This window comes from Flavobacterium chryseum (assembly GCF_004362015.1).
GTDB lineage: Bacteria > Bacteroidota > Bacteroidia > Flavobacteriales > Flavobacteriaceae > Flavobacterium.
This window is the reverse complement of the sequence record NZ_SNWW01000003.1, coordinates 16,590-38,946: the sequence shown is the minus strand read 5'-3', so window position 1 is coordinate 38,946 and position 22,357 is coordinate 16,590. Positions and strand designations below refer to the sequence as shown.

Below are 22,357 nucleotides of genomic sequence, written 5' to 3'. Positions count from 1 at the left end.
AATAATTATATTTTGGTTAGAGGTTGATAGTTTGGTTATAGTTAAATCCCAAAACTATATGTGACATTTAAAAATCCAAGAAAATTTGATGTTTCTGTATCATATTTTACAGTAAAAGGAATCCATAAATCATCTGTAAGTCTAAATCTAAAGTCAGCATTGGCTAAAATTGTTTCTTCTTTCTCACTAGGAAGTGTGTTTTTTAATATTTTGTTATATTCTCCATAAGCTTTAATTTCAAAAAAACTTTTAGCTCCTTTTTTTAATACTTTTAAATTATATCCAATTTTTGCATTAAAAATACTTCTTGGCATACTAGGACTTATTGTATCCAGATAATTATATTTAGCTCTAACGTCGAATTCTCCAAATCGATTTCCAACAACAAAAACCATTTCTGCGGATGCTTGATTTAATTTTCCATCTTTGTCTGTAATTGCATTTGGAGAAACTGATAGGAAAGGTTTTTTTTCAAGACCTTTTATAAACTCATCTTTTAAATCTTGTAAGTATTTGTTAACAATTTCAATATTAGTGAGACTATTTCCTTTTTTATCCTTCTGACTTTGAAAATATTTACTTTTGTTAATTTCTTTATTTAATTCTTCTGTAAGATCCTGCTGAAGCTTTTGTAACTTAAGCTCAATAGTTTCATTATTTAAAATTGATGTACTAACTTTTTCTATATCGTTCGCTAGTAGTTCCGTTTCAGAAGAGTTCATATCTCTATTATTCTTTGTTTTAAAATTATTTATTTCAGTTTCAATAATCCTGTTATTTGCAATCATGACTAGAGAATCTAATTTGAGGAATTGTTTTTCTAAATTATCATCTAAGTCAATAAATCCCCTGTCTCTTTTATTTGAAATAGCCCAAGTAAACCCGATTGAGTAACCATTAAAATCTAATTTCTCATCTAAATTTAGCTTCCCATTTATTTGAAAATTTCTTAAAAAAACTATAGTACTTCTATTTTTAGTATGTAGTATATCTTCATCGTAATTTTTGACTAGTGAAAAAAGAGTAGAATTAAGATCTAAAGATTTTTCATTAACATCAATGCTTTTGAATGCGAATTGATAAAATCCCGCAAATGCATCAATAAGGTTACCAGATTTAGAATTTTCAATTTGATTTAGTATTTTTGAAGCCTGTTCTTTAGTTTGAGAAATTGCATTTGAAGAAAAGCTACACAACATAAGGTATAAAATAATTTTTTTCATTTTTGTTAGTTTACATTACCGATAAATACCATTACATAATTTCCTTTATTCGAAGATTTTGTGGTTGCAATTACAAAATCGCCGCTAACAGTTACAGTGGTTGTATCATCTTCTTGGTTCATTCCAATTACATTAATAATATATCTTCCACTTGAAGCTTCGAATTCTTGATCAAAAGATTTTTGAGATTCATAATGTTTATCATAAAGATCATTGTCAAGATTATTGATAAATACACTAATTTTTTTGGGAGCATAGACTTTTCCAACTCTTGCTACAATTTTAATTTTTTTCATAATTATTTAGGTTTTTAGGTTTTTTCTAGGTTGTTTGTTTTGTTTCAATGTAAGCTTATTTTTAAGCTTGATTTTTCGGTGTTGTTGTAATTATTAGAGTAATATTTTCTTTAACATATCACAACAATATTACCACAAATCAACAAAAAAACAACGCGTATTTATACGGTTTTTTACCACAAAAAAAGCTCAACTATTTAAAGTTGAGCTTTTTATAAATTAAGAATTACGTAACGTTTACTTAAAGAAACTATTTAGCAAAATCTGATATTTACGTCCAACAGGAATAATTTCGTTATTGCACATCGTCAGATTTTTGAAAGTAACAGAGCTAATTTTATCGACATTTACAATAAAAGAACGATGCACCTGAACGAAGTTGGTACTGTCAATTTCTGAGGCGATGCTTGAAACAGAACCGTAAATAATAATAGGCGATTTAAGTTTCGTGCTGTAAAGTTTCATATAATTGCCCAGACTTTCGATATAAATAATATCACACAAAAGCGTGTCGATCATTTGACCGTTTACACGATGCGAAAGTACTTTTGAGTTGGTAGTAACTTCTTTTTTCAGACTATTTCCGGAAAAGTAAATCTTGGCCTTTTCAATCGCTTTAGAGAATTTTTCGAACGAAATGGGCTTTAGTAAATAATCTATCACATCGTTTTGGTAAGCCGAAAGCGCATAGTCAGAATAGGCCGTGGTTACAATCGTAAGCGGGCGATTCGGTTGTAATTCCATCAGTTCAACTCCCGAAATTAAAGGCATATTAATATCCAGAAAAATAATATCGTAGCTGTTGGCGTTGAGCATTTTCACTGCTTCCATTCCGCTAAAGGCACTTCCGGAATGCTCCAGATCGTCAAATTTCGAAATATGCGATGCGAGCGCCTTATGTGCCGGCGATTCGTCATCTATAATCAAACAGCGGTAGGTAGATGCCATATATTTAATTTTACTGTAAAAATATTCTTTTCTTTTTTGCAGTTCAGTTCATGCTTTAATCCGTACACTTCAAGGCGTCTTTTTAAGTTTTCAATACCAATTCCCGTGCTCGAAAGGCGAGAACCCGAATCGAGATAATTGTTTTTTATAGTAAAAGATAAATGTTGGTGCTTCACCTTCAAATCAATATTGATAAAAGGTTCAGTGGTTTCTCCGGAAAATTTAACCGCATTTTCTACCAAAGGCAAAAAGAACAAAGGCGGAATTTCAATATTATCAAAAGCACCTTCGTACTTTTGAGTTACAGACAATCTTTCGCTTCTAAAACTATAATAATCAATGTATTTTTTAATAAAATCGAGTTCATCATCTACTAATACATAATCTTTTTTGGTAGCTTCTATCTGATATCGAAGCATATCTGAAAGATTTAAAATTCTGTCCGGCAATTTCTCCGGCTCAGATAACGATTCTCCATATAAATTATTCATTGCATTCAACAAAAAATGCGGATTAAGCTGCTGTTTTAAAAACGAAAGTTCAGACTTGAAATTAATAATATCCTTATCCGTTTGCGAAACTTTTTTCATGATTCCCAAATGGAGGAAATACAAACAAGTTCCGTTAAAAAGTAAAGAGATAATCGATAGCGTTTTCATTTTTCCCAATCCTGCATAATAAAAATAATCGATCATTACGTTGTATAAACAAATCCAATAAATGATAAATACAACCCAGAAAATCCGATATTTTTTTCTCAAGAGAAGCTTATTAATTATAAACACATTGCTAATGGTTACGCCAAAATACATAGGTAAATAGCCCAGGCAAATATTTTGTAGAAGTATAGTCGAATCTTTTTTATAGTGATTCATTTCGTCATAAATACAAACAAAAATAATACCTATAACAAGAGTATTTACGATGAGGTTTCGGAAGAAAAAATTCTGATATATTTTTAGAATCGTCATAACGGCAAAATTAAGGTAATATTATAGTTTATAGTTATTTGCTTTATAAAATTATACGAACGCCACTGGTATAAATGATACGCCATTAGTATAATTATACTGTTATAATACCAACTTGTCGATTACTTTTGAACTGCATTTAAATACCATCCAAAACAAAATTTAATCTTTACGTCAATTTATGAAAGCAAGAATCATTTCTGTATTATTCGTGTGTACTTCTTTACAAACTATGGCTCAGGAAAAAGAGCCGGGCATGAAAACATTTGGTAAAGCGGTAACAGATAAATTCCCGACCACGAGAACTTTTGATGTACAATACGAACAATTAGGTTCAACAAATTATGATTCGGAACTTTTTGGAAATGATTTTGAAAGAGGAAGAATCGAAAGTCATAACCGATTGAAAGTCGCATTCAACATGCCTTTTTATAAATCAGAATCTAAGCGTTTTGTTTTAACCGCTTCTTTGCGCTATAAATATGAAAATTACAATTTTGGAGATATTTATAATTACAGTTCAGCACAGACCTATACAAGAAATCAGGAAAATTTTCATTACATGGCAGCCGCTGTGAGTGCCACTTATATGTCGACACTTTTCAGGAAACCTGTTATTTATAATGGAACAGCAACGGTTGACGGAAATCAGGAAAATGTGCAGCGTGTAAAAGGTTTTGTAACCGCAAACATTGTACTTAAAAGAACAGAAAATACGACGATTACAATTGGAGCTTTGGCAATGTTAGATCCTTCTTCTATAATTCCCATTACACCAATTTTTACTTACAATCATAAGTTTGAAAACTCGAAATGGGATATCGATTTTATTTTGCCGCAACGCTTACTGTTTAGAAGGGAACTGTTAGAAAACGTAAGAATTTCCTTAGGTACTGAACTAAACTCTGAAAGTTTTTATTTAAATTTGAATACCTCAAATCTCAAGGGGATTTATGAGTTGAATCAGTTGGAGTTAAAATCGGGCATTACTTATGAATACAGCATTACACCTAAAGTAATCAGTTTTCTTAAAGCCGGAGTCAATAACGTTTTAAGCACGCGAATTACTGCAAAAGGCGAACGTACCAATCGTTATGTTTATGACCACAAGGAAGATACTCAGGGATATTTCAGGTTTGGAATATCATACAATCCTTTTTAATCAGATTCAATAATTAAAAACAAATAATTATGGTCGTTGAGGTTTTTAAAACAAATGTTCACAAAGAGGCCGATAAAAATTATGTTATCGCCGTTATTCAAAGTCAGTTTCCACATTACAAAGTCAATTTTGATTTAGAAGATTGCGATAAAATATTAAGGGTTGAAGGTGTTGAACTGGAGGCTAAAAATATCATAGACTATGTAAATTGTCTGGGATATCTTTGTATAGCATTAGAATAATTTATTTTTTATTACTATTGAAAAAAGGGTAAAAATACCCGTTTTTTTACAATAGATTATCAATATTTTTGTTGCTATAATTTCAGTTGTAAAGCTTTACACAAAAGCCGTCTGAAAAACTTTGTAATAAATTACATTTCGAATTATGATAAATTTTATTCTTTTAGTTATAGAGTTGCTTTTAGAGCAATTTTGTTAAACTGTATTTTGGTATAAAGGCGTTTTATTGGGTTTGCTGTAAATTATTTTTTAAATTTGCAGCTTATGAAAAAAGCCTTCTCTCTCTTTGACTTTACTCAAAAAGTTAATTATAAAAACGAAATTTTAGCTGGTTTAACCGTTGCGATGACAATGATTCCGGAATCATTATCGTTTGCAATTTTGGCCGGATTTCCACCTTTGGTTGGTTTATATGCGGCATTTATTGCAGGTTTAATAACCGCGATTTTTGGCGGAAGACCCGGAATGATTTCAGGCGGAGCAGGAGCAACCGTGATCGTTTTAATCGCTTTGATGAAATCGCACGGCATCGAATATGTTTTTGCCGCAGTTGCTTTGGGTGGAGTAGTGCAAATTTGTATAGGACTTTTTAAACTCGGAAAATTTATCAGATTAGTGCCGCAGCCCGTTATGTTTGGTTTTGTAAACGGATTGGCGGTTGTGATTTTCATGTCGCAATTAGAGCAATTTAAAACTATTGTAAACGGACAGGTTTCTTGGCTGCAAGGAACGCCTCTATATGTTATGCTGGGTTTGGTTGCGCTTACGATTGGTATCGTTTTACTTTTTCCTAAAATTACAAAAGCAGTTCCGGCTTCTTTAGTAGCGATAATGGTAGTTTTTGCTATCGTGCTTATATTCAATATCGAAACAAAAACTGTTCAGGATATTGCATCGGTTCAGGGCGGATTTCCTCCTTTTCATATTCCGAATATTCCAATTTCTTTTGAAACCTTTAAAATAATATTTCCTTATTCTGTTATAGTAGCCGCCGTTGGTTTGACCGAAGGATTGCTTACGCTGAATTTGGTTGATGAAATTACTGGAACACGAGGAAACAGTAACAGAGAATGTATTGCACAAGGAAGCTCGAATATCTTAAACGGTTTCTTTTTTGGTATGGGTGGCTGCCCAATGATTGCGCAAACTTTGGTGAATCTAGGTGCCGGATCAAGAGCCCGACTTTCTGGAATAATTGCCGCATTAACGATTTTATTGATTATACTTTTTGGAGCGCCTGTAATTGGGAAATTACCTATGGCGGCTTTGGTTGGCGTTATGATGATGGTTGCGATTACCACTTTTGAATGGGCAAGTTTTAAAGTCATTAATAAAATGCCCCGACATGATATTTTTGTTGGAATTCTGGTTGCCGTAATTACAATTCTACTGCATAATCTGGCTTTAGCAGTTTTGATTGGAGTCATTATTTCGGCTTTGGTTTTTGCCTGGGAAAGTGCAAAAAGAATTCGCGCACGCCATTTTATTGATGAAGCAGGAGTAAAGCATTATCAAATTTACGGACCTTTATTTTTTGGTTCAATTGCCAACTTTATGGAAAAGTTTGATGTTAAAAACGATCCAAATCATGTAATTATAGATTTTAAGGAAAGTCGTGTTGCTGATATGTCGGCCATAGAAGCTTTGAATAATTTGACAAAAAAATACAATCAGGAAAATAAGGTAATTGAGTTACAGCATTTAAGCGAAGACTGCAGAATTTTATTAAAAAATGCCGATGCCGTTATTAATGTTAACATAATTGAAGATCCTACTTATAAAGTGGTTTCTTGATAATGGTGAATGATTAATTGTGAGTTGTAAATTGTGAATTGAATTCGCTTTTCCTCTTTATTCTTTATTCCTTATTCTTTGTTCTCTGGTTTTGTTTGAATTTCGTAACTTTACAAAATGAAACTCACAGAAACCTTAGAAGATTTTTACACGATAAAAGTAAATGGAATGCCCGAGAATCTTAAAAAAGAAATCGGACATTTTAATGTTTTTAAATTGGATGACTTTGTTGGTAATACCTGTAAACCATTTCCTTATACCCGAAAAGACTTTTATAAAATAAGTTTGATTATCGGAAAAAACAAAGTGCATTATGCAGATAAAGTCGTTGGTATTGAAGATCAGGCTTTATTTTTTGCCAATCCGCAAATTCCGTACAATTGGGAGCAGATTGATGAAAATCAAACTGGTTTTTTCTGCATTTTTACAGATGCTTTTTTTAGCCAATATGGAAATTTAAAGGAATATCCTTTATTTCAGCCCGGCGGAAATCCAATTGTTCCGATTTCAAAAGAATTAGCCGAATCTTTAAAAACAGTATATCTAAAAATGTTTGACGAAATCAATTCTGATTATGCTTTTAAATATGATGTGCTTCGGAATCTTGTTTTTGAAATTATTCACCTCGCACTGAAAACCCAAACGGTAACTACTTCATTATACAGTAAGTCGAACGCTACGATTAGAATTTCATCTTTGTTTTTAGAATTGCTGGAACGTCAGTTTCCGATTGAATCGATATCGCAGCAAATTAATTTCCGTTCGCCTTCTGAATATGCGAGTCAGTTAAATGTACATGTAAATCATCTCAATAAAGCATTAAAAGAAACGACAGGAAAAACGACTTCCCAAATTATTTCTGAAAGGATTGTTCAGGAAGCGATGATTTTACTGAAACAAACCAATTGGAATATTAATGAAATTGCATGGTGCTTGGGCTTCGAAGAGTTGTCTCATTTTATCAATTTCTTCAAGAAAAATGTTCAGGTTTCGCCTAAAAATTATCGAATTGCCGAAATTGTTTGATTTTTGTAACTTCTTGCTTGATTGCTTTAATTTTTAACAAGCAGTTCGCCAATACCTTTGTCCTGTAATTAAAACGTAAAAATTTAAAATCATGGAAAATAACAAAGTTTGGTTTATCACAGGTGCTTCAAAGGGACTTGGATTAGAATTAGCTAAAAAATTATTAGCACAAGGTTTCAAAGTAGCTGCAACTTCAAGAAGTGAAGAAGCTTTAGTAAAAGTATTAGGAAATCCATCAGAAAATTTTCTTCCTTTAGAAATGGATTTGGTTGATGAAAAAAGTGTAAAAAATGCCATTGAAGTAACTGTAAGTCATTTTAAAACGATAGATGTTTTGGTAAACAATGCAGGTTACGGTTTGTTAGGAGCATTAGAAGAATTAACCGATGCAGAAGCTAGAAAAAACTACGAAGTAAATGTTTTCGGTTTATTGAATGTCATCAGAAATACAATGCCTTACATGCGTGCTAACCAATCAGGACATATTTTTAATATTTCTTCTGTTGGAGGTTATTACGGAGAATTTCCGGGTTGGGGAATTTACTGTTCTACAAAATTTGCCGTTGCAGGTTTAACAGAATCATTATCGGCAGAAATAAAACCATTCGGAATTCATGCAACAATTGTATATCCTGGTTATTTCAGAACCGATTTCTTAAAAGACAGTTCTTTATTGTTGCCTCAAAGTCCAATTGCAGATTATAAAGAAGTAAGACAATCTGAAAGTGCTCACAAAGGTGATATCAACGAAAATCAACCGGGAGATCCTGAAAAATTAGCTGATGCTTTAATTAAAATTAGCCAGGAAGAAAATCCTCCTTTGCATTTATTTTTAGGACAAGATGCCTATGATATGGCTAACCAGAAAATAGGAAGCGTTCAGGGAGAATTAGAACAATGGAAATCAGTTTCTGTTTCTACTGGATTTTAATCAAAAACCTTGAATTAAATAAAGTTCGCCACGAATTGCACAAATTTTCACAAATTTTAAAGGCATTTTTTAAAATTAATTCGTGAAAATTTGTGCAATTCGTGGCGAAACTTTTTCAATACTTTTATAATTATTTATTTCAGCATATTCTCAACTTCGCTCAATTTTCCATCAACTTCATCAATTTGTAATCCTAAAATATGCGCAATTAAAGGATAAACCGAAACATTTTGAAATGTACCTACCTTTTTATCAACTTTAAAAGCAGGTCCTTTTGCATAAAAAATAGCATGCATGTCTTTCTCGTCATTGTCATAACCATGCGTACCGCCTTTTATGTATGTGCTTACTTTACTTACTAAACTATATCCTTTTTCAGCTTCAATAACAAAATCATGTACACGCGGATTGGTTCCGTAGTGCAGCCTTTTCGGAACTTCACTAGATTTCCAGAACTTAATATGTGGGACTTTTTTCAAAGCAATTGCAATAGAATCCTGAAATCCTGGTTTTGCCTGAAGGCTCATAATTGGGTTAATTACTTCTTTATAGCCAAGCCATTCCGGTTTTAGATAGTCCAGAACAGCCACTTTTTTATCATTGCTGATGTCAGCCATTCCGTGATCTGAAACAATGATTAAATTAATTTGTTTTCCAATGGTTAACTGATCTAATCTTCGGGATAATTCTCCCATAATAGAATCCATTTTAATGACCATTTTTTTATTTTCCGGAGAAAGCGGACCAAAATTATGTCCGGTATGATCTGGTTCGTCAAAATATAAAGTAACTAAATGCGGGCGTTGTTTTTCCGGAAGCTGCAGCCATTTTAAGACTGTGTCAATTCTGGTTTCATACGGAATTTTGCTGTCGTAATTTTTATAATAACTTGGTCTTCTTTGATCTAAATCAGAGCCTGGCCAGAAAAAAGAAGCAGTTTTAATACCTTGTTGCTCGGCAACATTCCAAATCGGATTTCCCCCATAAAAACGGGAATCATTTTTTGCATTAGATGATAAAGAAAAAGATTCGTTCATTGCTGAATCATAAAAAACATTATTAATGATTCCATGATGATCCGGATAAAGTCCTGTTACAATAGAATAATGATTCGGAAAAGTTTTACTAGGATAAGAAGGTTTCATCGATTTTGCATGAACGCCTTCATTGGCAATTTGTTTTAAATTCGGAAGGTCAAATTGTTTTTGATAATCCCAACGGAATCCATCCATAGAAACTAAAACTACATAAGTGTCTTTATTGATTTTAGCATGTAACGCGAAAGAAAATGAAAGAAAAATTAAGAATAGAAGAGATGTAAAATGCTTTTTCATTATTGAAATTTATTGGAATTGCAAAGTTACCAATAACCATTTTTAACAGCAAAAACTGAATGTTAAACAATTTTAAATAAAAAAAGTTTGCCATGAATTTCACTAATTGGCACTAATTTTTTAAAGTAATATTGAAAAAACAATTCGTGGAAATTAGTGAAATTCGTAGCTAAAAAAAACGCCAGATTAATATCTGGCGTTTTAAGTTTTAAGAAAAGAATGATTACATCATTCCTGGCATACCGCCACCCATTGGCATTCCGCCAGCGCTTTCTTCTTTAATATCAATTAATGCACATTCTGTAGTTAGGATCATTCCAGCAACAGAAGCAGCATTTTCTAATGCAACACGAGTTACTTTTTTAGGATCGATAATTCCAGCTTTAAGCATGTCTACATATTCGTCAGTTTTAGCATTGTATCCAAAATCACCAGAACCTTCACCAACTTTTGCCACTACTACAGAACCTTCAAGACCTGCATTTTCAACAATAGTTCTTAATGGAGATTCAACAGCACGAGCTACAATCTGAATTCCGGTTGCTTCATCAGCGTTGTCAGCTGTAATTCCTGCCAATGCAGCTTTTGCTCTTAGTAAAGCAACACCACCACCAGCAACAATTCCTTCTTCAACAGCTGCACGAGTTGCGTGTAATGCATCGTCAACTCTGTCTTTTTTCTCTTTCATTTCAACTTCAGAAGCTGCACCAACATAAAGAACAGCAACACCACCAGCTAATTTAGCCAAACGCTCTTGCAATTTTTCTTTATCATAATCAGATGTTGTAGTTTCCATCTGAGCTTTAATTTGGTTTACTCTGTTTTTGATAATATCAGTTTCACCAGCACCACTTACAATTGTAGTATTGTCTTTATCGATAGAAACTCTTTTTGCAGTTCCTAACATTTCGATAGTTGTGTTTTCTAATGTATAACCTCTTTCTTCAGAAATTACAGTTCCACCAGTTAAGATAGCGATATCTTCTAACATTGCTTTTCTTCTGTCTCCAAAACCAGGAGCTTTTACAGCAGCAATTTTAAGAGCACCTCTTAATTTGTTTACTACTAAAGTAGACAAAGCTTCTCCATCAACATCTTCAGCAATAATCAATAATGGTTTTCCTGATTGTGCAACTGGCTCTAAAACCGGTAGTAATTCTTTTAAAGAAGAAACTTTTTTGTCGTATAATAAGATGTATGGAGAATCAAGTTCAACTTCCATTTTCTCTGGGTTTGTTACGAAGTAAGGAGAAAGATATCCTCTGTCAAACTGCATACCTTCCACAACATCCACGAAAGTGTCAGTTCCTTTAGCTTCTTCAACAGTGATAACACCTTCTTTACCTACTTTTGCAAAAGCAGTAGCAATTAACTCACCAATAACTTCGTCATTGTTTGCAGAGATAGAAGCAATTTGTTTGATTTTGTCAGAATCGCTTCCAACAACTTTAGCTTGTTTTGCCAGGTCAGCAACGATAGCTTCAACAGCTTTATCGATACCACGCTTCAAGTCCATTGGATTTGCACCTGCTGCAACGTTTTTCAAACCTTCTTTTACGATTGCCTGAGCTAAAACTGTAGCAGTTGTAGTTCCGTCACCCGCTAAATCATTAGTTTTAGAAGCAACTTCTTTAACCATTTGCGCGCCCATGTTTTCTAATGGGTCTTTTAATTCGATTTCTTTTGCAACCGAAACTCCATCTTTAGTAACTGTTGGTCCACCAAATGATTTTCCGATAATTACGTTACGACCTTTTGGTCCAAGAGTTACTTTTACAGCATTTGCTAATGCATCAACACCACGTTTTAATCCGTCACGTGCTTCAATATCAAATTTTATATCTTTTGCCATTTTTTATTTTTTGTTTAATGTTTGATTTGTTTCAAGTTACTTTAGTCTTAATTCTTAATACCGAGTACTTAATACGTATTTTTTAGATTATCGCAAGAATATCGTCTTCGCGCATAATCAAATAATCAGTTCCTTCCAGTTTTAATTCTGTTCCTGCATATTTACCGTAAAGGACAGTATCACCAACTTTTACGGTCATAGTGTGATCTTTAGATCCGTTTCCTACTGCCACAACAGTTCCTTTTTGTGGTTTTTCTTTGGCAGTATCTGGAATAAAAATCCCTGAGGCAGTTTTGGTTTCAGCTGCAACAGGCTCAATAAGTACGCGATCTGAAAGCGGTTTAATGTTTAAGGCCATGATTTTATATTATTATAAGTTATACGTTTTTTAATGTTCTATTAGCTTTCAGAAATTGTGCCATGCTATTTTAACTGACATTATTTCCTAAAAAAAATGCCAGCTTTGACAGGCTGGCATTTCATTTTATATTTAAATTATTATTTAGCTGCAGGAGTTGCCGGAGCTGGTGTTTGTTGTACTGGGGCAACTGGTGTATTAGTTGCAGGTGCTTCCGTTTTCTCAATAAGTTTAGAATCAGTATCGCTTAATGATCCTGTAAAGCTTAAGCTTGAAAGTAAGATTAAAGCAATCAGGATAGTAGCCAATGTCCAAGTACTTTTGTCTAAAAAGTCAGTTGTTTTTTGTACTCCACCTAACATTTGAGTTCCACTAATTGTAGACGACAATCCGCCTCCTTTAGGGTTTTGAACCATGATTACTACGATCAATAGAAAACAAACTATTGTGATTAAAACTAAAAAAATTGAAAATGTGCTCATTGCTTACTTATTATTGTTATTTTGTTGTAAAATCTTTATATCCGAAATACGGTCTGCAAAGAAACTAATTTTTTCTGGATATTTCAAAATTAATATTTCATATGCTTGTATTGCTTTTGTATATTTTTTTTGCTCCAGATATACTCTTGCCAAAGTCTCTGTCATTAAGTAAGAATTATCTTCCTGATTAATGTCAAATTGAATAGGAGGCAGCGTTGTTGCTGTTGCTTTAACTGGCGGAATTTTAGGATTAGTTTTTATAAACTTATTGATCAGTTCTGCCTTTTTCTTTTTTTCGTCTTCTTCAGCTACTTCTGTTTCAATAACTATTTTTTCTTCGACAACATTCTCGATAACAGGTTCAGGTGTTTGCTCGATTTGTTTTATTTCTGTAACATCTTCGATTTTCTTAATTGCTTCTACCTTTTCAATTACTGGAGTAACTTCGTTAGTTCTATCAATTGGTTCCGGTCTTGCCAGTTGCAGCCATTCCTGAAATGAATGTTTTTCGTTTACTGAAAAATCTAAAGGTTTGCCTATTTCCAGATTTTCCTCAGCATTTTTTACAGTTTCTTCTAATTGAATTTCTTTTGGTTCTTCAATTACTTTTTGTTCTTCAACAAAAACTGTTGCAGGTTCAATAGGATCCTCTTCTGTAATTTTTACTGGTTCAGAAATTACATTCGCGGCTTCCTGAGTTTCTTCTACAAATGTCGGTTCTTCAAGAATAACAGTAATAATTTCTTTAGAATCTTCTTCAATTGTTTGTGGTTGCTCCAAAACAACGGGAGAAACTTCATTAGATTCTTCCTCAATTGTTTTTACTTCTTCAAAAACAACTGTTGCAACTTCTTTAGGTAGTTCTTCTATAAATTTTGGTTCTTCAACAATACTTGTTTCCGAAGGTTTTGACTCCTCAAAAACAACTGTTGTAGATTCTTTTATAGAGTTATATATAGATTCTTCAATAGGATCAATTCGAATTTCTCTGAATTTTTTCTCTTCTTCAATACTTGGTGTAGTTTCTACAATAGAGGTTGAAACAGATTTCTCAATAATAGGATCTTCTTCTATTTCATCGGTTACTACTTCATCAAAAAATGTTATTCTTTCTTTGACAGGAGCTATAATAACTTCTTCTTTTATAGTCTCAATTGGTTGCTCTTCTGTTTTTATATCTTCTTCAAAAGGAACGATTGTTTCTTCAACAGAAGTTTCAGTTGGCTCTATAATAATAGGTGCGTCTTCTGTTTTAATTGCTTCTTCAAAAACAACTGATGGTGTTTCTTCAGCAGGAGCTGAAATAGTTTCTTCAATAATATGATCAACAGGTTTCTCTTCAGTTTCTGTCACTTCTTCAAAGTCAGCCAATGTTGTTTCTTCGATAGGATTTGAAATAGTTTCTTCTGTAGCAGATTCAATATATTCTTCCTCAACTTTTACCGGTTCTTCATAAACTGGTAACGTAGCCTGTCTGATAGAAGTTAAAATAGATTGTTCAAGCGGATCAATTTTGGCTTCCGGAATTTTCTTGGTTTCTTCAACTGAAACAATTTCACTGTCTAAAACATTAATATTTAAAAGATCACGAAGTTTTCTATTGTAAAATTCGTTTTGAATGGAAGTAAAAGATTCTGAAGTAATAAAATCAAATAAAACAGAACGATCTGTTGTATGAGCCGCAGTAACTTTTAAAGCATAATTATACTTAAAACTATTTTGATTATAAAGTCCTTTTAATCGTAATGCTCGTGCACTTTGAAAATACGGAAATTCAATCAAAACATTGCCTAATGCTTCCGTTTGCTTTTCTGTAATAGCATCGGGTTTGTTTATTAGGTATGTATAATCAGTAACATTCATTTTTTTATTGTTTAATCGATTTTGTTGTTTAATCGTGGATTTGTCTATTTGTTTAATCGAATTGATTTGTTAAACTATTTATCGATTCAACGAATAAACGATTTAACAATTAAACCAAAATTACCATTTTGCCAATGACTCGTTGAAGATATCCTGAGTAATTCGGTCATAAATTTCTTTGATGGCAGCGTTTAAAGATGAACCAACAAGTTGTTGTGTTCCGGGATAATCTTTGTAGAATTCGAATGTTTTTTCAAAATCATCCGTTTCTTTCTTTTTATTGATAAATCGAACATTTATCCTGATTGTCAAACGGTTTTGAGCGGCTTGCTGATCTGCTGTTGCAGTCATTGGAGTTGTTCTGTAATCTACAATTTCTCCTTCATACGTCAAATCGCCACCGCTGCTTACTAAGTTTAAGTTGGTTTGATTTTGAATTAAATCCTGTAGAGCCAGAGTAAAATCTCTGTCGATTCCAGGTTCTATCAAATCAGCATTATTCTGAAAGAAGTTTACCTGAAAAGTTTTAGCATCGATTTTTCCGGTTGATCCTGTAAAGTTATAAAATCCGCAACCGCTAAAAGTTGTAGCTATCAACAGGATTAAGATATATTTTAAGTTTTTCATTTTTTATTTTAAGAATTGCTTCGCCAGTTCGCTGACGCTCGGATCAAAGATATTCATTTTCGTTTAAAACTTTTTGGGTCTTAGTGTCTTTTATGGAAAAACTACAAATCGAATTGTTTAATCTTGCGGTATAAAGTTCTTTCAGAAATACCTAATTCGTCAGCAGCAGCTTTTCGTTTTCCTTTGTTTTTTTCTAATGATTTTTTGATCATTTCGATTTCTTTTTGTTCTAAACGTAAAATTTCTTCCTCTTCAATCGTCTCGGCAAACAAATAATTGTCGTCTTGTATCTGGTAATTATCTTCGCGCGTTGCAGGCGTTATAACAGCAGTTCTTGGTTCTTCTTCAAAATCTATTTCGCTGTCATTTTCTTGTGAACCGTATATTTTCTGAATTAAATTCGGATTAATATCCTGCACTTTCGAACTTCCATTTTTCATTAACTCTAAAGTAAGTTTTTTCAAGTCGTTCAAATCACTTTTCATATCAAAAAGGACTTTATACAAAATATCTCTTTCCGTACTAAAATCACTTTCTTTTTTCTTATCGCTAATTACAGATGGCAAATTGCTTCCTTCGGTTGGTAAATACGATCGTAAAGTGGCAAGTGTAATATCGCGATTGGTTTCTAAAACCGAAATTTGTTCAGCAACATTTCGCAACTGACGAATGTTTCCGTTCCATCTGAATTTTTGTAAAAGCTGAACCGCATCATCATCTAACTTTAACGGCGGCATTTTGTATTTATGCGCAAAATCAGCAACAAATTTTCTAAACAATAAATGAATGTCTTCGTTTCGTTCACGCAAAGGCGGTAATGTGATTTCGACAGTAGTTAAACGATAGTATAAATCTTCACGGAATTTCCCTTTTTCGATGGCATTGAATAAATTAACATTCGTAGCCGCCACAATTCGAACATTTGTTTTTTGAACCTGAGATGAACCTACTTTTATAAATTCTCCGTTTTCTAAAACACGAAGTAAACGAACCTGAGTTGTCAATGGCAATTCACCAACTTCATCAAGGAAAATTGTTCCTCCGTCAGCCACTTCAAAATAACCTTCACGTGTGCTTGTTGCACCTGTAAAAGCGCCTTTTTCGTGTCCAAAAAGTTCACTGTCAATTGTTCCTTCCGGAATTGCTCCACAGTTTACAGCAATATATTTTCCATGCTTTCTGTGCGAAAGCGAATGTATTATTCTCGGAATATTCTCTTTACCAACTCCACTTTCTCCAGTTACCATTACCGAAATATCAGTAGGCGCAACCTGAATGGCTTTTTCAATGGCGCGATTTAATTTTGGATCATTTCCAATAATCTCAAATCGTTGTTTTATTGCTTGAACTGTTTCCATGTATTTTTTGTTTCAAGTTTTTATTTGGCTGAATAATTATAAATCAGACTACCATACTCTTTATTGTCAGCAGTTGAAACTCTTGACATTTTAATAGGTAGGTTGTTTAACTGATAACTGTAAATGTTTTTATAAACATTGTCTACAGGTATTCCACCATATTGGCCTTCTGGATAAGTAGTTTTTATTAAATTATTTGTTCCTGTTCCTGTAACTCTATCTTGAAAACTGCCTCTTTCTACATTAAATGGATAATCATTACTTAAAATATAATTCATATAGTGATTCATATAAATCTGATGCACAGGATTAATTTTATTATCATATTCATAAGTAATTGAATATGTATATACATTTGTTGGACTGTCCGGCAAATCATGAGTTCCATCTTCAGTTACTTTCATTAAAACAACGTTTTTATTTTGATCATATTTCAAAGAAAGATAAGAGTTTGTTCTTATTGGTCTATTTTCTTTAGCAGGATAATCAACATAATCATGTTTAGAAATAAGTAATCCGTCATTATTAAAAGTATATTGAACTTTGACATGATTAAAGTTTGGATCTTGGTCAGAAACTAATTCACCAGTCACAACATTATTACTGTAAGAGAATAACCAGACAAAAAGTTTTCCTGCGGTGCCGGTATTTCTGGTGTCCTTTTCCATTTTAATAATTTGACCACTATCATTATAGGTAAAAGTAGTTATAACAGGGGAACTATCAGGACTCACAGTTATTTTTGTCATTTTGTTATTTGAGTCGTAAGTGAATTTTATAAGTATTTCTCCTGATGGAAACACTATTTTATCATATCTACTACCTTCATTTTCAAATAAATGTATATTTCCATTAGGACTGTCTTCTTTGTAACTTTTCAATATAGTTCCTTCTACATTCTCAGACTCAGTAGCTGAATTGTTATCATTTGAGCATGATAGAATAAATAATGAGAGTAATATAATAATGATTTTTTTCATAGTAAATATTATAGGAATAAACTGTTATGTATATGTCTTTAAAGTTTCAAGTTACAAAGAAAACTTGAAATATTTTCTTAATTCATTTCAGAATACCCAACCGCTTCACCTTTCAAAGTTCCGCTGGTACAGCTAGTGATTTTTACGTTAACGAAATCTCCAATTTTATAATTCTCTTTTGGAAAAACAACCGTAATACTTTGAGAATTTCTTCCTGAAAATTCTTCGGTTGATTTTTTAGACACTTTTTCGACTAAAACCTCCACAACTTGTCCAACGAATTCTTCGCTTCTAAACCAGGCATGCTTTTGTTGTAAGTCGACAATTTCCTGCAATCTTCTCGCTTTGGTTTCTTCGGCAACATCGTCTTCCATTTTTCTTCCGGCCAAAGTTCCAGGGCGTTCAGAATACGAATACATATAACCGAAATTATATTTTACATATTCCATTAAACTCATAGTATCTTGATGATCTTGTTCTGTTTCTGTTGGGAAACCGGCGATCATATCCTGCGAAATCGACGCATTCGGAATAATAGCCCTGATTTTATCAATCAAAGTCATATATTCTTCACGAGTGTGCAAGCGATTCATTTCTTTTAAAATTCGATCACTTCCAGATTGAACAGGTAAGTGAATATGCTTGCAGATATTTGGATATTTTGCAATAACGTGTAAAATACTTTCGTGCATATCCTGAGGATTTGAAGTCGAAAAACGAATACGCATTTTTGGGAAACCAACGGCAACCATTTCAAGCAATTGATCAAAATCTACTGCAGTCGCTTTTTGCATTTCAGAAGCGCTTACAAAATCTTTTTTCAAACCGCCGCCGTACCAAAGGTAACTGTCAACGTTTTGACCTAAAAGAGTAATTTCCTTAAAGCCTTTGTCCCATAAATCCTGAATTTCCTTCATGATACTTTGCGGTTCACGGCTGCGTTCGCGTCCGCGTGTAAAAGGCACAACGCAAAACGTACACATATTATCGCAACCACGCGTGATCGAAACCAAAGCCGTAATTCCGTTGCTCATCAAACGAACCGGCGAAATATCTCCGTATGTTTCCTCTTTCGATAAAATTACATTTATGGCGTCACGGCCTTCTTCGACTTCTGCTAATAAATTCGGCAGATCTTTGTAAGCATCAGGACCAACAACAAGATCGACTATTTTTTCTTCCTCCAAAAACTGACTTTTCAAACGCTCGGCCATACAGCCCAAAACGCCCACTTTCATTTTCGGGTTAATACGTTTTACTGCATTATATTTTTCCAGACGTTTACGAATAGTCTGTTCTGCCTTATCTCGAATCGAGCAGGTATTTACCAGAACTAAGTCGGCTTCTTCAAGGGTTTGTGTAGTATTATATCCGTTTATTGATAAAATGGAAGCTACGACTTCACTGTCCGAAAAATTCATCGCACAACCGTAACTTTCAATAAAAAGCTTTTTTGTATTCTCAGGTTTATTTTCTAAAACAAGACTTTCGCCCTGTTTGCTTTCTTCAATAATCTTTTCCATTGTATAATTTCAAAGTACAAAGATAACGCAAAAGGTATAAATATGACAAGATGTCAGACAAAGAATTAACAATGTTTTCAGAAATGTTGATAGATGAGTAAGCACAGATTTTTAGAAATCAGATTACCACTGGGTTATTCAAAAAACTTCTTTTTCGAATCGTCATTCCAACCCGCCTGATTTGCATACTCGACGTAAAATATTTTAAGGTCAGCCTGATTTTCGTATTGAGTAAAAAATATTTTTTTCTCGGCTTGGTTTTCATATTCTGTAAAAAACCAATTCCCGTTATTTTTTCCAGCCTGATTGCTATGACCTACCCGATAGACTTTTAGGTCCGCAATATTAGCATATTCTGTTATAAAAACTTTTACGTCCGCTTGATTTGCATATTGAGCAGAATATACTTTTTGAGCTTTTGCCGAAAAAGTAAAAGCAATAATGGCTAAAAAATAGAGTTTACTAATTTGAACTTTTAAAATTGGGAATTTATTGAAGGTGTTTTTCATAAATATTACATTTTTAAAATTTTCCTGAAAATAAAGCAGATTGTTTTTTGTAAAACCAAATATAAGATTTTCTCGTAATTGAGGAATTACGAATTTAATGTTAAAGTGAGTTTACGTTCAGTTTTTCAAAGTTGAAGTGTCTAAGGATAAATACTGTAAGTATAATTCTAGGTTTGCTTTATAATACTAATAGGTATAATAGGCCATTAAATCATTAAAAATTATACCTATATATATAATAGATCAGATTACAGATAAATCTGCAATTTTTAGAAACATAATATTAAAATAACTCAAAAATGCGTTATCAAGGTTGATATTTAAAAAAAATAGATACTTTTGTTGCAGAAAAATAGAGCAATGGCAAAGAATTTAGTAATAGTGGAATCACCTGCAAAGGCGAAAACGATAGAGAAATTTCTAGGAAGTGATTTTCAGGTTGAGTCTAGTTATGGCCACATAGCCGATTTACCGTCAAAAGAGATAGGAGTAGATGTTGAGAATGGATTTAAACCTAAATATGAAGTTTCTCCAGATAAAAAAGCTTTAGTAAGTAAATTAAAAACACTATCTAAAAATGCCGAAATGGTTTGGTTGGCAAGTGATGAGGACCGCGAGGGTGAAGCTATTTCATGGCACCTGGCGGAAGAATTAAAACTTGATATTAAAAAAACCAAACGAATTGTTTTCCACGAAATTACCAAGTCAGCGATTCTTAAAGCAATCGAAAATCCAAGAGAAATTGATTATAATTTAGTTAATGCACAACAAGCGCGTCGTGTTTTAGACCGTTTGGTAGGTTACGAATTATCTCCGGTGTTATGGAGAAAAATTAAAGGAGGACTTTCTGCAGGTCGTGTACAATCAGTTTCAGTTCGTTTGATTGTAGAAAGAGAACGTGAAATTCAAAATTTCAATGCTGTGGCAACTTATTCTGTTGTTGCAGAGTTTGTAAACGAAGCCGGAAAAGCTTTTAAAGCAAAATTGCCAAAAAATTTCAATACTAAAAAAGAAGCCGAAGATTTCTTAAAACAAAACATCGGTTCACAATATAAGGTAGCAGATTTAGAAACTAAACCTACCAAAAAATCTCCAACAGCACCATTTACAACTTCTACACTGCAACAAGAAGCAGCGAGAAAATTGTATTTACCAGTTGGAATCACAATGCAATTAGCACAACGTTTATACGAGGCAGGACTTATTACATATATGAGAACTGATAGTGTAAACCTTTCTAAAGATGCAATGGATGCTGCTGAAGCTGAAATCATAAAATCATACGGGAAAGAGTTTTCTAAGCCAAGAACTTTTGCCAATAAAAGCAAAGGAGCACAGGAAGCACACGAAGCAATTCGCCCGACTGATATGTCGCGTCACACGGTAAATATCGATCGTGATCAGGCTCGTTTGTATGATTTGATCTGGAAAAGAACATTGGCATCGCAAATGAGTGATGCACAATTAGAAAGAACGAATGTAAAAATTGAAGCGAATAATCACGGTGAAATTTTTACAGCTTCAGGAGAAGTTTTACTTTTTGAAGGTTTCCTAAAAGTATATCTTGAAGGACATGATGATGACGAGGAAGAACAAGAAGGAATGTTGCCTGCCTTAAAAGTAAATGAAAAATTAGTTAACAACTATATTACAGCTACAGAACGATATTCAAGACCGCCGGCTCGTTATACAGAAGCATCTTTGGTGAAGAAATTAGAAGAATTAGGAATTGGCCGTCCGTCTACGTATGCACCAACCATTTCTACTATTATCAACAGAAATTATGTTGAAAAAGGAACCCTTGAAGGTCAGGAACGTAATTATACACAACTTACTTTGCAAACAGGTAAAGTAGGTGAGAAGCTATTGAAGGAAAACACAGGTTCTGATAAAGGTAAATTAGTGCCAACAGATATTGGAACTATCGTTACAGATTTCTTAGTAAAAAACTTCGGAAACATTCTGGATTATAACTTTACTGCAAAAGTAGAGCAGGATTTTGATGAAATTGCTGAAGGAAATATTGACTGGGCAGTAATGATGCAGGAATTCTACAATAAATTTCATCCTAATGTAAAAGAGGTTGAAGCTAATGCAGAACGTGAGAGCGGAGAAAGAATTCTTGGTAAAGATGCTGATGGAAGACAAGTTTCTGTTCGTTTAGGAAAATTTGGACCAATGGCTCAAATTGGAGAAGCAGATGATGAAGATAAAAAGTTTGCGAGTTTAATGTCAGATCAAAATATCGGAAACATTACACTTGAAGACGCTTTAAATTTATTCTTACTTCCAAAAAGTTTAGGTGATTATAAAGGAGAAGAAGTAGAAGTAAGTAATGGTCGTTATGGTCCTTATGTGCGTCACGGAAGTGTTTTTATTTCATTACCAAGAGGAGAAGATCCACTTGGAGTTTCTAAAGAAAGAGCTCAGGAATTAATTGATGAAAAAGCATTGGCTGATGCGCCAATCGCAGTATATAAAGGAGAAGCTGTTCAAAAAGGTGTGGGACGTTTTGGTCCATTCATAAAATGGAACAGTATTTTTATCAATGTAAGTAAAAAATACAATTTTGATAATTTATCACAACAAGAAGTTGAAGAACTAATTGAAGATAAATTACAGAAAAATATAGATAAAGTTCTTCACAATTGGGAAGAAGAAGGAATTTTGGTTGAAAAAGCACGTTGGGGACGCTCGGTTATTACTAAAGGTAAAATCAAAATTGAATTAAGTAAAGATGTTGATGCAACAAAACTGACATTGGCTGAAGTTCAGGAAATGATTGCCAAAAAAACACCGGCAAAAAAGACACCAGCGAAAAAAGCAACAACAGCTAAGAAAGCTCCAGCTAAAAAAACAGCTGCTAAAAAGAAATAAA

The 22,357-nt window shown here is 33.2% G+C and carries 20 protein-coding genes; 6 read left to right on the top strand and 14 right to left on the bottom strand.

Going from position 1 to position 22,357, the window contains the following annotated elements; translation table 11 throughout:
• Positions 1–41 precede the first annotated feature (41 nt).
• The 4 genes from EV143_RS06675 to EV143_RS06660 all read right to left on the bottom strand — a co-directional run bounded on the left by EV143_RS06675 (position 42) and on the right by EV143_RS06660 (position 3,162).
• Positions 42–1,223, bottom strand: coding sequence for a dynamitin family protein (locus EV143_RS06675; RefSeq protein ID WP_133507200.1), 1,182 nt, complete (start codon positions 1,221–1,223; stop codon positions 42–44).
• Positions 1,224–1,228: 5 nt separating this feature from the next.
• Entirely contained in the window at positions 1,229–1,519 is a 291-nt protein-coding gene (locus EV143_RS06670; protein WP_133507199.1) for a hypothetical protein, read from the bottom strand.
• Positions 1,520–1,756: 237 nt separating this feature from the next.
• Positions 1,757–2,467 carry a LytR/AlgR family response regulator transcription factor gene (locus EV143_RS06665; protein WP_133507198.1) on the bottom strand — a complete coding sequence of 237 codons (711 nt, stop codon included), beginning with the start codon at positions 2,465–2,467 and terminating at the stop codon, positions 1,757–1,759.
• Positions 2,443–3,162 (bottom strand): sensor histidine kinase, encoded by a 720-nt coding sequence (locus tag EV143_RS06660; protein ID WP_243739812.1) that lies wholly within the window; start codon positions 3,160–3,162, stop codon positions 2,443–2,445. Before EV143_RS06660 ends, EV143_RS06665 begins: the two co-directional genes overlap by 25 nt.
• A 457-nt stretch (positions 3,163–3,619) precedes the next feature.
• Between EV143_RS06660 and EV143_RS06655 the strand changes: the two genes are divergently transcribed.
• The 5 genes from EV143_RS06655 (at position 3,620) to EV143_RS06635 (ending at position 8,593) form a co-directional block, all read left to right on the top strand.
• Positions 3,620–4,600 (top strand): hypothetical protein, encoded by a 981-nt coding sequence (locus EV143_RS06655; RefSeq protein ID WP_133507196.1) that lies wholly within the window; start codon positions 3,620–3,622, stop codon positions 4,598–4,600.
• A gap of 29 nt (positions 4,601–4,629) precedes the next feature.
• Positions 4,630–4,842: a hypothetical protein gene (locus EV143_RS06650; RefSeq protein ID WP_133507195.1), complete on the top strand. Its 213-nt coding sequence runs from the start codon at positions 4,630–4,632 to the stop codon at positions 4,840–4,842.
• A gap of 264 nt (positions 4,843–5,106) precedes the next feature.
• The gene (locus tag EV143_RS06645) at positions 5,107–6,636 is read left to right on the top strand and encodes a SulP family inorganic anion transporter (protein ID WP_133507194.1); all 1,530 of its coding nucleotides are present in this window, start codon (positions 5,107–5,109) and stop codon (positions 6,634–6,636) included.
• 117 nt (positions 6,637–6,753) lie between these two features.
• Entirely contained in the window at positions 6,754–7,662 is a 909-nt protein-coding gene (locus EV143_RS06640; protein ID WP_133507193.1) for a helix-turn-helix domain-containing protein, read from the top strand.
• A 91-nt stretch (positions 7,663–7,753) separates the two neighbouring features.
• The gene (locus tag EV143_RS06635) at positions 7,754–8,593 is read left to right on the top strand and encodes an oxidoreductase (protein ID WP_133507192.1); all 840 of its coding nucleotides are present in this window, start codon (positions 7,754–7,756) and stop codon (positions 8,591–8,593) included.
• A 134-nt stretch (positions 8,594–8,727) separates the two neighbouring features.
• Here EV143_RS06635 and EV143_RS06630 read toward each other — a convergent pair whose 3' ends face one another.
• The 10 genes from EV143_RS06630 to EV143_RS06585 all read right to left on the bottom strand — a co-directional run bounded on the left by EV143_RS06630 (position 8,728) and on the right by EV143_RS06585 (position 19,479).
• On the bottom strand, positions 8,728–9,927 hold the full coding sequence (locus tag EV143_RS06630; RefSeq protein WP_133507191.1) for an alkaline phosphatase family protein: 1,200 nt from the start codon (positions 9,925–9,927) through the stop codon (positions 8,728–8,730).
• Between the two features lie 223 nt (positions 9,928–10,150).
• The gene (gene groL / locus EV143_RS06625) at positions 10,151–11,779 is read right to left on the bottom strand and encodes a chaperonin GroEL (protein WP_133507190.1); all 1,629 of its coding nucleotides are present in this window, start codon (positions 11,777–11,779) and stop codon (positions 10,151–10,153) included.
• Positions 11,780–11,861: 82 nt separating this feature from the next.
• Positions 11,862–12,137, bottom strand: a complete 276-nt coding sequence (locus tag EV143_RS06620) for a co-chaperone GroES (RefSeq protein WP_012023920.1) — start codon at positions 12,135–12,137, stop codon at positions 11,862–11,864.
• 140 nt (positions 12,138–12,277) lie between these two features.
• The gene (gene secG, locus EV143_RS06615; RefSeq protein WP_133507189.1) at positions 12,278–12,619 is read right to left on the bottom strand and encodes a preprotein translocase subunit SecG; all 342 of its coding nucleotides are present in this window, start codon (positions 12,617–12,619) and stop codon (positions 12,278–12,280) included.
• A gap of 3 nt (positions 12,620–12,622) precedes the next feature.
• On the bottom strand, positions 12,623–14,482 hold the full coding sequence (locus EV143_RS21755; protein ID WP_243739811.1) for a tetratricopeptide repeat protein: 1,860 nt from the start codon (positions 14,480–14,482) through the stop codon (positions 12,623–12,625).
• Positions 14,483–14,602: 120 nt separating this feature from the next.
• Positions 14,603–15,109, bottom strand: coding sequence for an LptE family protein (locus tag EV143_RS06605; RefSeq protein ID WP_133507188.1), 507 nt, complete (start codon positions 15,107–15,109; stop codon positions 14,603–14,605).
• A gap of 101 nt (positions 15,110–15,210) precedes the next feature.
• On the bottom strand, positions 15,211–16,467 hold the full coding sequence (locus tag EV143_RS06600; RefSeq protein ID WP_133507187.1) for a sigma-54 interaction domain-containing protein: 1,257 nt from the start codon (positions 16,465–16,467) through the stop codon (positions 15,211–15,213).
• A gap of 20 nt (positions 16,468–16,487) precedes the next feature.
• Positions 16,488–17,447, bottom strand: coding sequence for a hypothetical protein (locus EV143_RS06595; protein WP_133507186.1), 960 nt, complete (start codon positions 17,445–17,447; stop codon positions 16,488–16,490).
• 77 nt (positions 17,448–17,524) lie between these two features.
• Positions 17,525–18,970 carry a tRNA (N6-isopentenyl adenosine(37)-C2)-methylthiotransferase MiaB gene (gene miaB, locus EV143_RS06590; RefSeq protein WP_133507185.1) on the bottom strand — a complete coding sequence of 482 codons (1,446 nt, stop codon included), beginning with the start codon at positions 18,968–18,970 and terminating at the stop codon, positions 17,525–17,527.
• 134 nt (positions 18,971–19,104) lie between these two features.
• Positions 19,105–19,479: a DUF6150 family protein gene (locus tag EV143_RS06585; protein WP_133507184.1), complete on the bottom strand. Its 375-nt coding sequence runs from the start codon at positions 19,477–19,479 to the stop codon at positions 19,105–19,107.
• 360 nt (positions 19,480–19,839) lie between these two features.
• Between EV143_RS06585 and topA the strand changes: the two genes are divergently transcribed.
• Positions 19,840–22,356 (top strand): type I DNA topoisomerase, encoded by a 2,517-nt coding sequence (topA, locus tag EV143_RS06580; RefSeq protein WP_133507183.1) that lies wholly within the window; start codon positions 19,840–19,842, stop codon positions 22,354–22,356.
• The last annotated feature ends 1 nt before the right edge of the window (position 22,357 follow it).

Excerpts from the sequence above, each read along its gene's own strand:
- EV143_RS06630 (WP_133507191.1), bottom strand. The coding sequence starts at position 9,927 with ATGAAAAAGCATTTTACATCTCTTCTATTCTTAATTTTTCTTTCATTT.
- groL (WP_133507190.1), bottom strand. The coding sequence starts at position 11,779 with ATGGCAAAAGATATAAAATTTGATATTGAAGCACGTGACGGATTAAAA.
- secG (WP_133507189.1), bottom strand. The coding sequence starts at position 12,619 with ATGAGCACATTTTCAATTTTTTTAGTTTTAATCACAATAGTTTGTTTT.
- EV143_RS21755 (WP_243739811.1), bottom strand. The coding sequence starts at position 14,482 with ATGAATGTTACTGATTATACATACCTAATAAACAAACCCGATGCTATT.
- EV143_RS06595 (WP_133507186.1), bottom strand. The coding sequence starts at position 17,447 with ATGAAAAAAATCATTATTATATTACTCTCATTATTTATTCTATCATGC.
- EV143_RS06655 (WP_133507196.1), top strand. The coding sequence starts at position 3,620 with ATGAAAGCAAGAATCATTTCTGTATTATTCGTGTGTACTTCTTTACAA.
- EV143_RS06605 (WP_133507188.1), bottom strand. The coding sequence starts at position 15,109 with ATGAAAAACTTAAAATATATCTTAATCCTGTTGATAGCTACAACTTTT.
- EV143_RS06670 (WP_133507199.1), bottom strand. The coding sequence starts at position 1,519 with ATGAAAAAAATTAAAATTGTAGCAAGAGTTGGAAAAGTCTATGCTCCC.
- EV143_RS06665 (WP_133507198.1), bottom strand. The coding sequence starts at position 2,467 with ATGGCATCTACCTACCGCTGTTTGATTATAGATGACGAATCGCCGGCA.
- EV143_RS06620 (WP_012023920.1), bottom strand. The coding sequence starts at position 12,137 with ATGGCCTTAAACATTAAACCGCTTTCAGATCGCGTACTTATTGAGCCT.
- EV143_RS06635 (WP_133507192.1), top strand. The coding sequence starts at position 7,754 with ATGGAAAATAACAAAGTTTGGTTTATCACAGGTGCTTCAAAGGGACTT.
- EV143_RS06640 (WP_133507193.1), top strand. The coding sequence starts at position 6,754 with ATGAAACTCACAGAAACCTTAGAAGATTTTTACACGATAAAAGTAAAT.
- topA (WP_133507183.1), top strand. The coding sequence starts at position 19,840 with ATGGCAAAGAATTTAGTAATAGTGGAATCACCTGCAAAGGCGAAAACG.
- EV143_RS06600 (WP_133507187.1), bottom strand. The coding sequence starts at position 16,467 with ATGGAAACAGTTCAAGCAATAAAACAACGATTTGAGATTATTGGAAAT.
- miaB (WP_133507185.1), bottom strand. The coding sequence starts at position 18,970 with ATGGAAAAGATTATTGAAGAAAGCAAACAGGGCGAAAGTCTTGTTTTA.
- EV143_RS06585 (WP_133507184.1), bottom strand. The coding sequence starts at position 19,479 with ATGAAAAACACCTTCAATAAATTCCCAATTTTAAAAGTTCAAATTAGT.
- EV143_RS06650 (WP_133507195.1), top strand. The coding sequence starts at position 4,630 with ATGGTCGTTGAGGTTTTTAAAACAAATGTTCACAAAGAGGCCGATAAA.
- EV143_RS06645 (WP_133507194.1), top strand. The coding sequence starts at position 5,107 with ATGAAAAAAGCCTTCTCTCTCTTTGACTTTACTCAAAAAGTTAATTAT.
- EV143_RS06675 (WP_133507200.1), bottom strand. The coding sequence starts at position 1,223 with ATGAAAAAAATTATTTTATACCTTATGTTGTGTAGCTTTTCTTCAAAT.
- EV143_RS06660 (WP_243739812.1), bottom strand. The coding sequence starts at position 3,162 with ATGATCGATTATTTTTATTATGCAGGATTGGGAAAAATGAAAACGCTA.